The sequence below is a fragment of the Kitasatospora mediocidica KCTC 9733 genome (genome assembly GCF_000744225.1).
Lineage (GTDB): Bacteria > Actinomycetota > Actinomycetes > Streptomycetales > Streptomycetaceae > Kitasatospora > Kitasatospora mediocidica.
This window is the reverse complement of record NZ_JQLN01000004.1, coordinates 1,171,165-1,184,686: the sequence shown is the minus strand read 5'-3', so window position 1 is coordinate 1,184,686 and position 13,522 is coordinate 1,171,165. Positions and strand designations below refer to the sequence as shown.

Sequence of the window (13,522 nt, the reverse complement as noted above, 5' to 3'; positions counted from 1 at the left end):
CCCCCGGCCTCCGTTGCCAGGTGGGTCACTTAGCCCACATTGGACAAAACGGCCATTGCGACCGGCGCACGGTTCACGAAGGCTCCGAGCGACTCGATCTCGTAGTCGACCCGAGGGCCGCCGCCGGCGGTGTTCGCCAGACGAGCGCTGGCGTAGTCGTACCGGTAGGTGTCGCGCAGTGCCCGGTATTCGAGCACGTTGGAGACGTTGGCCTGCGGGAACGGCACCCTGTCCGTTCGCGCGACGATGGTGCCGGGCGGAACCGACGGGTGAACCTCGATGGGGACCTCGATGCCGCCGGCCGGGGCGTTGATGACGCTGCCGACCCGGCCACCGGCGGTGACGTTGAGACGTCCGGAGGCGTCGGTGTTGAGGAACGTCGTCGCACCGGTCGACCCGAGGATCAGGGTTGCGGTCTCCTGGGCCTGCGCCGCGTTCATCATCAGCGCAGTCGGGGAGCACTTGACGGCGTTCCACAGCGGCAGGAACAGGTACTGGTTGAACTCGTTGACGCTTCCGCCGCCCAGGGTCAGCGACGCGCCGTCGAGTGAGCTGAACGTCGACGGGTTCGCGTTGGCGGTGCCGGACTGCACCCACTGGCCGGTCGAGGAGTAGTCCCCGGCGAGCGAGGCGAGGAGACCGTCGTACTGGGTCGGGTCGCCAGAGTTGTTGTCCGCGGACGTGTTGATGGTCGGGACGGCGTTCGCGGTGCCCTTCCAGTTCACGGACAGGTCGGGGACCGCGAGGCCGGACGGCAGCGCGTTGTTGGAGCTGATGACCGCGGTCATGGTGACCGTGTTGACCGTGGTGGTGGTGTAGTAGTACCAGGTCGAGCCGTCGGCAGACTGGAACCAGTCGTAGCAGACGGCGCCCCGCACGGCGGCGACGGTGCCGGTGATGCTGTTGGCCGTGCCGGATCCGAACGTGGTGCTGCCGCTGTTGCCACGGCTGTTGCCGGTGCCGTAGTAGTAGCCGATCCCGGTTCGGGCGGCGACGCCCACGTACACCTGGACGGCGCCGATGCTGCCACCGGTGGCGTGCTGGGTCAGCGTGGGGGCGGCGGGCCGGGCCAGCGGGAAGGACTGGGCGCCGACGAGGGCCCTGTCGTCTCCGATCAGTACCTGGTTCAGGGTCTGGAACGTGGCGACGGCGTTGGCATCGGAGTAGCCCTTGGAGAAGTCCTGCGCGTCGAGGGTGACGGTGCCGCCCATGCCGGAGCGCATGTACTTCGCCTGGAAGTCCTGCTCGGACACCTTGGAGACGTTCGCTGCGAAGTCCAGGCCCATGAACGGGCTGGGCTGGGCGCTGGTGTTGTTGAGAATGGCACGCCACACGGCGTACGGGTTACCGTCGGTGGCGGTGACACGGGGGATGGCGTCGCGGGCCGGGGTGACGACGGGGACGAGCTGGACGAGCGGTCCGAGGTCGTAGGAGTACAGGCCGGTCGCGCTGGTGATGCCGGTGGTCGAGGCCTTGGCGATTGCCGCCAGGGTAGCCTCCGTCATTTCCTGCTGGTTGTTCATGAGTGCCTACCTCTGGGTATGCGAAAGCCCCTGTCGGCGTGGCCGGCAGGGGCTTTGAAGTGGGTGGGGCGCTGGCGTCAGCTGCGCTGCTGGAGCTGGTCGAACGCGAGTCGGGCCTGCTGGTTCATGAGGGCCGCGATGTTGCGCTGTTCGACGGCGTCGGTGGAGGCCATGAGGCTCTTCTTGAGTTCCTGGGCCTTCGTGACGTCGATCGCGGGGGCGTCTCGGTCCTGGCCGCGCAGATTCTGCGGCGTGGGGCCGGCCCCCTGGGTGAAGATCTTCGGCTCGGCGGGCTGCTCCTCCAGCGTCCCGATGCGGCCCTTGAGCGTCTCGACGAGCTCCGCCAGTTCGATGACCGCATCGCCGGTCTTGGCGATCTCCGCGGTCTGCGAGGCGCTGTGCTTCGTCATGACGTCTTCGACCGCAGCCAGGAGGCTGCTCTTGAACATGTCCGAGAAGGTGTTGTTCTCGTCGGTGGTCTTCTTGGTGACGGTGTCGTCGTCGCCGTTGTCGGGGGCGGCGTCGGCGGGGGTTCCGGCCTGGTCCGCGGGCTGCGGTTCGAGGTCGGTGGTCTGGGTGGCGTCGGCGTCGTCCGAAGTGTCGGCGTCGCCTGCCTCGGAAGTGCCGTCGTCCGACGCCTTGTTGGATCCGGCGCCCTGGATCACGGTGATGTCGGTGGGGTCGACCACTCCGACGAGGTTGCCGTTCTGGTCGTAGACGGCGACCATTTCGGGCTTGTCGGCGTCAGCCTTGGCCATCGGCTTCTGGGCGCCCATGGCGGGTGCCGCGCCTGCGGCTTCGATGGTGTCGGCGGCCGTGGTCGGCTCGGTCATGGTCGGCTCCTCGCGGGCGGCGTTGGCGGCCAGGGGGCCGCTGTCCTTCTCGATGGGCGCGGCGGGCAGGGAGGCGAGTACCTTCTGCAGGCTGCTGACGGCGTCACGGATGGCCTGCTCGTTCGCCGCGGACAGGCTGCGGCCGGCCTTGGCGACCGGAGCGAGGGCCTCGAACGTGTCGAGCGGGGCGGTGTCGAACCCGCCGAGTGCCTTGCCGACCTGCTCCATCGCTTCGGTGCACAGTTCGGCTTCGGCCTGCTCGTCGACGGCGAACCCGGCGAGGATGTCGATGACGTAGTCGAGGGCGGCCTGCGCGTCCTGCAGGTCCCAGGCGTTGTCGGCGTCGTCGGGGTCGGCGGTGGCGGCTTCGAGCATCTCCCGGTCCGCGAGGACCCCGAGGGCGTTCTTGAGGCGGACCGCGATCGACGTCCACTTCTGGGCGGTCGCCGCGTCCACGGCTTCCCAGGCGGGGCTGCCGGGCTCGTTGGGATCGCCTGGGGCGTCGTCGCTCTCGGGTGCGGCGAGGACCACGGTGGGGTCCATGCCGTCGACGCCGTCGTCCAGTTCTCCGCCGACCATCTTGGTTACCTCTTCGTCCTGCGAGGCCGAGTGGTCGGCCTTGGCGATCGGCGCGGCCTCGCGGCGCACTGTGGCTTCGTGGATGAGCTTCATGAGTGCGCTGGGGCTGCCAGTCATGGTCACGGTTTCCTCGCGGGTGGGCTCGGGTGCGGCCTTGCCGATCAGGTCCCGGACGAAGCCGGGGTCCATGAGGCCCTCGCCGTCGGCGCGCTTGGCAATCAGGAACGTGGTGCCGTTCGCCGCCTTGTCCACGAGGTCAACGCGGGGGATGTCGGCGTCACGCAGTTCCGTGAAGTCATCTGCTGGTGTGGTCATCAGCTGCTCCGGTTCGTGATGCGGCGTGCTGAGCCCTGGGGCGACCAGCCAGTTACGCGCCCGGACTTGTAGAGCTGCCAGGCGGGCTCGTCGAGGATCGCGCCGATCAGCCAGTCACCTTTGCGGACGACGGTGCCGTTGCCGAGGTCCCAGGGTTCGGCGCGCCAGATGTATGACTCGACGACGGTTGCGGCCCCGATCGACTCCTCGGGGCCGTGGAAGAGGCCGACTTGGGCGCCCTTTTGCAGGAATCCCCATGCGGCCTTCTCCAGTTCGTCCTCGGAGAAGAAGTCGCGGCCGCCGTCGGCGCCCCGCTGGATCCGCGGGTCGGGGCCGGCCTGGTAGGCGATCCCTAGGACGTAGCGCTGGGGTTGGTCGTTCACGGCACCTCCTAGGCGGGGGCGAGGGCGCACCGGCAGTTCGGGTGGGCGGGCGGCGAAGTGTCGCCGCTCGGGTAAGTTGCCCCGACGGCCTGGCGGCCGGCGGCGGCGTTGGCGTCGCATGCCGGGCAGACGCGGCCGTCCGGCTCGGTGAGCCAGCGTGTGGTGGTGATGCCCTGCTGGGTGTAGTAGTCGAGGGCTGCGGCGCCGGATCCGCGGGTGGTCTCGGTGACGGTCACGGCCTCGGCTGTGCTGGGGGCTGAGGCTGCGGTGGTGACTGCGTCGGTGATGGCATCCGGGGTGTCTCCGGCGGCCGCGCCCGAGGACAGGGCGCGGGCGGCGTCCTTCATCCGTGAGGCGGCGACCCGGTCGGCGAGGGCTGGCACCGCGGCGAGGACGGCGGCCAGTCCGGTCGCCGCCCCGAGTTCCTCGATCCGATCCTGGGCCGTATCGGTGCGGCCTGGCTCCCAGTCGCCGAGCTGCATCTCGCCGCCGCTGGCGGCAGCCTGTGCCGAAGCTGTCCCGAGGAGGTAGGCGTCGGTGGCGAGCCCGGCCAGGACGGGGACGAGCGGGGCGGCCAGGTCGATGCCCTGCCCGTTGAGCCAGGTGAGGGCGTCACTGGTGTTCGCCTGGGCGGCGTAGCTGGTGACCAGTTGGCGCGCCTTGTCGGCAGTCAGGACCCCGGTGATGGCCTCGGCGATGAGCGGCGCCCAGTGCGCGGCGACTGCCAGGTCCAGTTCCCATCCAGGCCAGGCCCCGTCAGGGGCCGAGCCTTTTGGGTTGGCAGCCGCCTTCGCCAGTTCGGCCGAGCTGTCGTCCGCCTCGATGCCGAGGGCAGTGAGCACATCCGGCAGGCTGGCCAGCAGTTCCGGCCGCACCGCCGGGTTCCCGGCGAGCTGGTCGGGTGACCACCAGGCGATCGCCTCGATGCAGTCGCCGTCCGGGTCGTCCGGGTTCGACACCTGGCCGCGGCCGTCCAGGGGCACGCAGTTCTCGGAGTCGACGCTCCAGACGATGCCCTGGTAGATGCCATCGGCGCTGGCCCATGAGCCGGTCTGGATGCCGGGGGGCGGGATGCGGTTGGTCTCCTCGGCCCATTCCCGCCACGCCCCTTGGAGTGGGGTCTCCTCGCCTTCGAGGTGACCTCCGGGGAACTCCCACGTGCCGGCTGCCGGATCGTCGGGGTCGAGGGCCCGCTGCAGCATCAGCACGCGGCCGGTGTCGGCGGCCTGGATTGCGAGTCCTGCGACGGCGACGTCGCCCTCCGCCTTGCGAAGGGTGAGCCTTCCGGCCTGGTTGAGGCGCCGCGCGCGGACGGGACTGATGGTGCGGAACTCGAAGTCCCGCCACTTCGCTGCCCGTAGGCGGGACTTGGCGAACTTACGGAACGCGGCGAGTTCGGCCTTGGTGAGCTGCTCCTTGCTCTGCTCGTCCTCGTCGTCGTCGAGGTCGTAACCGGTGATGCCGGTCGTGCTGGTGATGCCCGCAGTTTCGCTTTTCGCCACAGGCTCGGGCGCTGCGGGCTGCGGAGGCGGGGCCGGCGGGAGAGCGGCCGGACCGTACTCCTGCTCGGCGAGCGGCGCCACCATGATCGGCGGGTTCGGCACGACCCCCTCGGCGCCGGCGAAGGCGGTGTGCGGCAGCGCGGCGCCCGGCAGCGGCGCGGCAGTTGCAGGGTCGAGCTGTCCTGCGACTGCATACAGGGAAGCCAGCGGGATGGGGCCGCCGTGGGCCGTGAAGATGTACCGGGGGACGGGCACGCCCTCGGGTTCCTCCAGCCCGTACCGCATGGCGCGGATGTCGGATGCGCCGATCACGCCATTCTGGATGTAGATCTGGTCGGCTTGGGCCTGCTGGAGGCGGTCGGCCTGCTCTTCGCCGAGATCGAACGTGAACGCGACGGGGAGGTGCAGGTCGTCTTGCAGGAAGCTGGTGAGGATGTGCTGGATGTGGCGGATCAGCGGCAGGTCGCCGACGCGGTGCTGGACGTCGGCCTGCGACTCGCCGGAAGACAGGTTGACGTTCTCGGTGAACCCGAGGTCGGACGGGACGACGTGAAAGGCGGCCGCGGTCTTCCTCATGAGGAAGAGTGAGAAGGCGTCGGTGAAGTCCTTCTCGTTCGACCAGGCGATCGTGGAGCCGCCGGGCATCCACTTGATGGTGTGCTTGGCGGCCTGGTCGCCGGCCATGAAGGAGTCCCACAGCGTCTGCCACTGCTCGATCTGGTCGGGCGACCAGGATTCGGGCGCTGAGGCGAATGCCTGAGGGATGTTGCCCTCGGTGAACCGCTCCAAAAAATAGACCTGGAAGCGGATGTCCGTGTTGGCATTCAAGATGATTGTTTCGAGCGGCGCCAACCCGTACGGCGAGTTCGGGCGCTTCCGGAACGGCTCGTAGATCAGATCGGATCGGGTCAGCCAGTTCCACGGCAGCCCGTTCGCGTACTGCACATAGGCTTCCGCGCCGTCCCCGGGAGAGCGACCCCAGTAGTCCAGCAGGGGTGCGATCGTGGTGCCGTCGACGTTCATGAGCCCGATCGCGTCGCCGCGCCGGTTGCGGAGCCGGTAGAGGGCGCCTGCGTCGTAGGCGAGTACGTCGTACAGGTAGGCGGACAGCCAGCTGGAGAAAGGGGTCTGACGGTCGGGCTTGGACAGGGCGGCCATGCCGATGTTGATTGCGTCAGCCACGTCGCCGTCGAAGTGCGGGGCAGCGACCAGCGACCAGTCCAGAGACCGGATCGAGTCAATCCGGTGCCAGATGCACATCTGCGCCACGTCGTACGACTCGATGAGACCGCGGAGGGTGTCGAAACTGACCCGCTCATGGGAGCGGGGGCGGGCACTGGTGTTGTAGTTGGTGACGTACTCGTGGGCGCGGGGAGTGCGGGAGTAGCCGTCGTACGGGCTGATGGGTATGCCGGGCGAGAACGGCTTGGCGGGCGTCATCAGCGCGGCGCTCTCGCCAGCGGACATTGTGGCGGGCACGCTTGACCCGAAGGTCTTGGCGAGGCGGCGGGGGTCGGGCACGGGGACCCCCTTGGTTATCGGCGTGCAGCTCGGAAGGCGGCGTCTCGGGCTCGCTGCTGGACGGTGGCGGGGTCTTCGACCGCAGGCTCGGTTTGCTCTTGAGGCTCCACAGGTGTCACCTGCTGGGCTTCGGCGTGGCGGCGCATGTACTCGATCCATGCCTGGGCTTGGAAGTTGTCGGTCAGTTCGGTCACCGCCCAGACGAGAGCGTCGAGCCGGTCGGGACTGGTGCCGTCCTGTGGTGTCCAGGTCGTCATCTGGTCTTCGAGCTTGGGCATGGCGCCGACGTGGTGGACGCGGTGCTGCTCGTAGAGGGCGGCGACGGGTTCGGCGCGTTGGACTTTGCCGCGGGACGCGGTGATGACCTTGACGGGGACGTTGGTGTCGACCTGGCGGATCGTCGATTCGACCATGTCGCCGCCGTAGTTCTTCTCGGCGATGATCCGGTCCGCGTTGAACTCGCGGTAGGCGCCGACAGCTCGTGATGCCCAGCCGTGGGGTGATAGGGAGCAGGATCGGTCGGCGAGGACGTACAGGGCGCCGTCGATGCCGAGGCCGGCGACGATGATGCCCTGTTCGTCGTTGTTGGGGCCGGAGCCGCCCGAGGGGTCGATGGCGACGACGATGCGCCGCATGTCCGGTGGCGCCGTGACGCGGTCTTCGTCGAGGAGGCCGATGGTCCAAAGGGCGCCTTCGACGTCGTCGAGGAGTTCCCCGAGGAGTTCTTGGCGGCCGATGCGGGTGCCCTCGTAGGTGGCAAGGACTTCCTCGCGGAAGCTCGGTGCGAGGTTCCCGAGGTTGTCGTAGGTCGAGCCGCGGGTGACGACCGTGGAGCGGCGTCCGAGGATGGTGCGGATCAGGGCGTTGGGCTTCGGGGTGGTCGTGAACACGCACTGCGGCGACTGGCCGAGCCGTAGCCCGAGGACGAGGTTGTTCCAGGCGGTGTCCAGGGCGTCGCCCTTGGGGGCGTCGGTCCAGGCCGCAGGTTCGTCGCACCAGGCGAAGTGGTGCTGCGGGCCGCGGAGTTGTGAGGGGACCTCGGCGGAGTAGGTGTGGGCGGTGGAGCCGTTGGGCCAGGTCAGCCGACGCTTCGTGGACTGGTAGTTGGGGGCGTCGCCGTGCGCGATGGCGATGATTCCCGATTCGCCTTCGATCATGACGTCGCGGACGTCGGCGGGGGTGCGGCCGACGAGGGCGATGCGTACGCCCGGGTTGAGCATGGCTTTCTCGTGGACCCACTCGGCGGCGGAGCGGGTCTTGCCGGCGCCGCGTCCTGCGACGTAGGCCCAGGTGAGCCAGATACCGTCCGGGGCGAGCTGTTCGGGGCGGGCGATCTTCCGCCACTGCGGGGGCCGGGCAACCTCGAAGTCCTTGGCTGCGTACTCAAGCCAGTCCTGGGTGGCGGTCACCTCCGCCTCCCTGGGTCAGCCTGCGATGGCGCGTAGGTGTCGGGGGACGATGTCGTGAACGCGGGCGGCCTGCTCGGCTGTGAGGTCGAGGTCGTCGAGGATCTTGCGGATGGCCTGGGCGACCAGCGCTCCTTGGCTCTCGGCCAACTTGACGCGGCGTTCTTCGATGCCGGCGCGGATGGCCTCGCCGCAGACCTTGACGAGGTGGGCGCGTTCCTGCTGGTACAGCTTGACCCAGACGGTCGGGCCTGCTTCTTCGGTCTCGCCCCAGTCCTGGCCGCCGGTCTTGCGGCGGACGGTGCCCCAGACGAGGGGATGTTCGGGGCCTGCTGTGATGGGCGTGCCGGCTTCGAGTTCCTGGACGCGTTCGCGCAACCATGCGACGTGCCCGGCAGTCCACTGGACTTCGTCGAGGAGCGCTTCAGTGGCGGTCGTTTCGATCTTTCGGCCGTACATCGTCACCAACTTCCGGCAGCGCTCCTCGGTGGCCCGCCTGCGGGCCCCCAGGAGATTGTTGGGCAGCCTGCCGCCGTGGGCGATGCAGACCGTCTGGTACCTCATGACGGGCTGTCGGCAGCGCTCGCCGGGGTACGTCTTGTGGCTGGGCCTGTAGTTGCCCTTGCAGCGGCGGTGGTCGGGCGGGGGCCCGTCGGGGCCGTGCGACCAGCAGTACTCTTCGCCGTCCACGCGTCGCTTGGAGCAGCGCTCGCCTGGTCTGGTGGGGTGGTCTGGGCTGAGGGTGGCTTTGCAGCGGCGTTCTTCGGGGACGGGGTGGGCGAGGGTCACGATCGCCTCCCTGTCAGCCGAGGGCGACCCACCACAGGCGGGGGGAGCCGCTGATGGAGTTGCTGGCGACGGTGAGTGGGGATGGCAGGGCGGTGGTGAACCCGGACGCCTGTTGGCACATGCGGTAGTTGGTGGTCGTGAGGTTCACGTTCTGGGTGGCGTTGTCGGCCGGGGTTGGCGCCCTGTAGAGGGTCGGCTCGGTTCCGGCGTTGAAGAAGAAGCCGATCCAGTACTGGCCGGCGGGCTGGGTGCCGGTGGCGGTGGTCCAGGTGATGGTTTGGAGGCCGACGCCTGCGGTGACGTTGGCGTCGATGCCCTTGCTCGCGAGGAGGGTCCCGGACTGGTTGTAGAGGCCGATCCAGTTGTTGCCCGCGGTGGGGGTGACACCTACGGTGGCGACCGAGAAGTAGACCTTGGTGGAGTTGAAGGCCGTCCTGGGGTAGACGGCGGTGAGGTACAGGGTGCCGCCGGAGACGGTGGTGCTGCTCTGGCTGGCCAGTCCGGCGTCGTAGGACCAGGCGATGAGGCCGTGGTCGGACGGTTCGGCGGCGGCGCCGGGTTGGGTGACGACGGTCGGTAGCGCGGATGGGGTGGTGCCGATGCAGTTGAGGAGTTGGATGCCGGAGCCGGCGGGCGGCGCGGACGTGAAGTTGCTGGTGGTGCCGCCGTTGGTCAGGTCGCAGTTGCTGATCGTCACGTTCGACACGGTGGTGTCGAACAGCCTGATCCCGTACGCCTGCGTCTTGGATCCGCCCTGGGTGTCACCGATGCGGCAGCCGCTGATGACGATGTCGGCGCTGCTTTGGAACAAAATGATGCCGCTGTCGCCGGTCGTCAGCTGCGAGGAGTTGAAGACGGAGACGCCGGTGATCGCGCCGTCGGTCGCGGACGAGGTGGAGAACTTGCCGACGCTGATGCCCTGTTGGCCGGCGGAGCGGACCCGGGTCCCGGTGATGCTGAAGCCGTTGACGTTGTTGAGGTGGATCCCGTCGATCGCGGTCGTGTCGATGACGCCGCCGTTGAACGCTATGTCGATCGCGGCGGTGCCGACGCTGCCGCCGGAGGTGCCGCCGACGACGATGTAGCCGTAGCCAACGTTGTAGCAGTCGACGTTGTTGACGGAGTTGTGCTGGTTGGAACCGTTCAAGTTGACCATGTAGACGCCGGTGGAGCCGGTCTTGGTCAAGTTGGAGACGGTACATCCGGTGACGGACCCGTGGACGGCGTCGCGGAACAGCACGCCGTTGTTGCCGACGCCGTTGCTGATGCCGACGAACGTGCAGCCGGTGACCTCGGTGTAGACGGTGCCGCTGCCGATCTCGATGCCGCAGTCGCCGAAGTTGCGGACGGTGCAGCCGCTCACGACGGTGCCGATTACGGATCCGGTCACGGAGATGCTGGTCGTCGAGCCGAGGTTCTCACTGAGGAAGATCGCATCGGCGTCGGTCGTGTCGATCAGGCAGTTGCGGATGACGTTCGCGTTGCAGGCGTACGCGTCACCGTGGTTGAGGCCGATCAGGATGCCGTAGCCGACGGTGGTGAGCTGGCATGCGTCGACGATGCCGCGCACACTGCCGCGCAGGATGATGCCGGCGTTGGCCGCCGGCGTGTTCTGGATGGTGAGGCCGATGAGCTGCGTGCCGGTGGTGTTGATGAGGTAGATCGCGGCGTTGCTGGTTGCGGTGCTGTTGGATCGGTTGCCGTCGACGGTGAGCCCGCGCATCGTGAAGCCGCTGATGCCGGTCGCGGTGATCACCGAGTTGGTGGAGGACGCGGGGCGTTGGATCGTCGCGGGGCCGTACCAGGTCTGGCCGCTGAGCGGCGCGAGGCTGTCGGCGACGTAGGTGCCCTGCGGGAAGTAGATCGTCCCGCCGGTCCCGGCCGCGGTCACTGCGGCCGCGATGTTCGCCGCGTCCGTCGCGGACACGCCGGTCGCCGTCGCCACGGTGATCACCCGCTGGTAGCGGGCGTCGAGCTGGCCGAGAGGCAGGTCGTCGTCGAGGACGTACCAGATCGCCGGGCCTGCGGAGTACTGGACCTGTACGGCCTGGCTGGTGAGCTGCAGGCTCAGGCTGGTGGCGCCGCCGGTCTTGTTGTAGACGTCCGAGCCGCCGGTCACCACGCTGACAGCGTTTGGGACGGTTGCGGTGGCGATCAGCTTCACGGCGACGACCGTCAGGTCCGCCGGCGCGGCCGGCAGGGTCACAGTGACGGCACCTGCGGTGGTGTCGACCGGCACGAAGTCACCCGCGGCGGCCGAGTATGCGCCGGTCTTCACCGCGGTCGGGGTCAGCAGGCCGGCCCAGGTGCGGGTCAGCGTCGGGGTGCCGTGGGCGTGGTCGGAGTGCGCGACGGTCGTTGCCGTGCCGGTGGTCGACGATGCGCCGAAGCTCGTCTGTGCGGTGACGGCGCCGAATCCTTCACGGGCATGGACGTGGTCAGACGCGGAGAACGTCGTTGCCACGCCGGTCGTCTGGGTGCTGGTCACCGCGGACGCGGCGGGCGCTCCGGCCGCCGCGAGCGGGTGCACGTGGTCGGCACGGGCCGGGGTCGTCGCGGTGCCGACAGCGGCCGCCTGGCCGACGCCCTCGGTCACGGCGGGGGCGCTGCTCGTCAGGGCGGGGCTGCCGTGCGTGTGGTCCTCACGCGCGTAGGTGGTGTCGACGCCGACGGTGGAGGACTGGCCGTAGCTGGTCCCCGCGACGACCGTCGTTGCGGGCGTGACGAAGCGGGCGTCGTTGCCCTGCGCGGCAGTGCCGGCGGTGGCGCCATAGGTGACGGCGAGGGTCCGGTCGGCGGTGAGGTCCCCGCCGCCGGTGAGGCCGGTCCCGGCAATGACCTGACGGGAGGCGGGCGGGACGGCGAGGTTGGTGCGCGCGGTACCGGCGCTGGCGACGTCCGACAGGTTGTTCGCGGCCTGCAGAGCCCCGGTGATGCGGGAGTCGGAGCCCGACGCGACGGTGCCGGAGGTGGTGCCGACGGGGAGGATCGGCGTCCACACGGCGGCGCCGGTCGCGGCGTTGGTGCACACGTACTCGATGGTGCTGACGGTGTTGATCCACACGGATCCGACCGCGTAGCCGAGGGTGTTGTCGCTGCCGACGGCCGGGTTGGTCGTCGCGGTCAGGTTGGACTTCGCGGTGACGAGAGCGGACAGGCCGAGGTTGGTGCGCGATGTGGCGGCGGATGCGACATCGGCGAGGTTGTTGCTGGCCTGCAGTGCGCCGGTGATTCGCGTGTCGTTGCCAGCCGCGACCGTACTGGCGCCGGTACCGACGTTGAGCACGGCGGAGCCGCCAAGACCCAGGTTCGTTCGGGCGGTTGAGGCACTCGCGAGGTCGGACAGGTTGGCGCTCTTCTGTGCTGCGCCGGTGATCCGGGAGTCGTCGCCTGCGGCCACGGTCCCGGTAGTCGTGCCGACGTTGAGGACGGCTGCTCCGCCCAGGCCGAGGTTCGTCCGGGCCGTCGACGGCGACGCCACGTCGCTCAGGTCGTCGGCAACCTGCAGCGCGCCGAGGCCGGCCGCGGTGATGACCACGACGCCGGTCTGGCCGTTGACGGAGGCGACCGCCCCACCGCCACCGCCACCGAACGCGTGGCTCGTACCCCAGACACCGCCGGTCCGCGGCCCGTAGTAGACGGACGTGTTGGAGGTGTCGAGGTAGAAATCCCCGTCCACGCCCAGGGAGTTGGAGGGCGCGCCGACTCCGGACAGCCAGCCCGTGCCGGCCGGTCCCGAGGTGCCTGCGGAGGAGACGATGACGTTGACCATCAAGTGCCTCCTAGGCTGCGGCGACGAGGCTGGAGAAGAACGTGCCCACGACGAGGTCGGTCGCGTCTGTGAGGCCGGGGTCCATCCACAGCGAGTACGGGTAGGCGGACTGGCCGAGGAGTGCGGTCGCGGTGGGGGAGAGGACGACCTGCACGGTGGACGTGGACGGGGTGACGGTGATGTAGCCCTGCGCTGTGGCGGTGGTGGAGTTGACGGCGACGAGGGCCGGCTCGGCGACGTCGGTCGTCGATGGCCGGACGACGAACTCGAAGCTCTTGCCGACGATGTTCATCAGCGTGCCGTCGTCGTTCTGCAGGGTGTAGGTGGTGGCCCACTGACTTCCGGCCGCCGAGGTGGTGTTGAGCTGGTTGGGCAGCGTTGGCATGGTCACTGCCCTCCCGGGGCTGCTCGGGTCAGGCGGTGGGCGCGGCCGGCGGCATGGTGGCGCCCTTGACGTCGGCGACGGCCTCCGCGGCGAGGTTGTCGGCGTCCTGCTTGGCCTCGGCGACGACGGGGGCCGCGTCCGCCTCGACCTGGTGGACGTCAGCGGTCGCCTCAGTGGCCAGCTGCTGCTCGTCGCCGACGAGCTTGTGCCACACGGCGACCAGCTCGGCCTTGCCCCGCAGGCCGGCCGCCTCGGCCTCGGCGACGAGCTCGTGGAACTTGGCGGTGAGGTCAGTGAATGCAGACATGCGGAACTCCTTGAGGGTGAAGGTCAGTTGGTGTCGCCAGCGCACCGCTTGCACGGCGCCTGCCGGTGATGCACGTGGCAGGACAGGTCCCGTGCGGGTTCGTGGCGCGGCGCGGGTCCGTTGTAGAACGCGTACTGGCGGGACAGCTTGCGGGACGCGGCCCGGCGCTGCGAGCGGGTGGGGAGAACGAGCATGAGGGTGCTCCGA

At 69.2% G+C, this 13,522-nt stretch carries 10 protein-coding genes; all 10 read right to left on the bottom strand.

Features of this window, described 5'->3' with window-relative positions; all coding sequences use genetic code 11:
* Positions 1-29: 29 nt before the first annotated feature.
* Positions 30-1,523 (bottom strand): hypothetical protein, encoded by a 1,494-nt coding sequence (locus BS80_RS12640; protein ID WP_035796488.1) that lies wholly within the window; start codon positions 1,521-1,523, stop codon positions 30-32.
* A 77-nt stretch (positions 1,524-1,600) separates the two neighbouring features.
* Positions 1,601-3,250, bottom strand: coding sequence for a hypothetical protein (locus BS80_RS12635; RefSeq protein WP_035796487.1), 1,650 nt, complete (start codon positions 3,248-3,250; stop codon positions 1,601-1,603).
* Positions 3,250-3,633 (bottom strand): XkdF-like putative serine protease domain-containing protein, encoded by a 384-nt coding sequence (locus BS80_RS12630; RefSeq protein WP_035796485.1) that lies wholly within the window; start codon positions 3,631-3,633, stop codon positions 3,250-3,252. Before BS80_RS12630 ends, BS80_RS12635 begins: the two co-directional genes overlap by 1 nt.
* 8 nt (positions 3,634-3,641) lie before the next feature.
* Positions 3,642-6,656 (bottom strand): phage portal protein, encoded by a 3,015-nt coding sequence (locus BS80_RS12625; RefSeq protein ID WP_198045499.1) that lies wholly within the window; start codon positions 6,654-6,656, stop codon positions 3,642-3,644.
* A gap of 14 nt (positions 6,657-6,670) precedes the next feature.
* Positions 6,671-8,065: a DNA-packaging protein gene (locus BS80_RS12620; protein WP_063771946.1), complete on the bottom strand. Its 1,395-nt coding sequence runs from the start codon at positions 8,063-8,065 to the stop codon at positions 6,671-6,673.
* A gap of 15 nt (positions 8,066-8,080) precedes the next feature.
* The gene (locus BS80_RS12615) at positions 8,081-8,851 is read right to left on the bottom strand and encodes a hypothetical protein (protein WP_157536207.1); all 771 of its coding nucleotides are present in this window, start codon (positions 8,849-8,851) and stop codon (positions 8,081-8,083) included.
* Positions 8,852-8,864: 13 nt separating this feature from the next.
* Positions 8,865-12,623 carry a beta strand repeat-containing protein gene (locus BS80_RS43525; protein WP_051966509.1) on the bottom strand — a complete coding sequence of 1,253 codons (3,759 nt, stop codon included), beginning with the start codon at positions 12,621-12,623 and terminating at the stop codon, positions 8,865-8,867.
* 10 nt (positions 12,624-12,633) lie between these two features.
* Complete coding sequence (locus tag BS80_RS12605; RefSeq protein ID WP_157536205.1) at positions 12,634-13,008, bottom strand: hypothetical protein; 375 nt, start codon at positions 13,006-13,008, stop codon at positions 12,634-12,636.
* 28 nt (positions 13,009-13,036) lie between these two features.
* Positions 13,037-13,315 (bottom strand): hypothetical protein, encoded by a 279-nt coding sequence (locus BS80_RS12600; RefSeq protein WP_035796481.1) that lies wholly within the window; start codon positions 13,313-13,315, stop codon positions 13,037-13,039.
* Positions 13,316-13,338: 23 nt separating this feature from the next.
* Complete coding sequence (locus tag BS80_RS40720; protein WP_157536203.1) at positions 13,339-13,509, bottom strand: hypothetical protein; 171 nt, start codon at positions 13,507-13,509, stop codon at positions 13,339-13,341.
* Positions 13,510-13,522 lie beyond the last annotated feature (13 nt).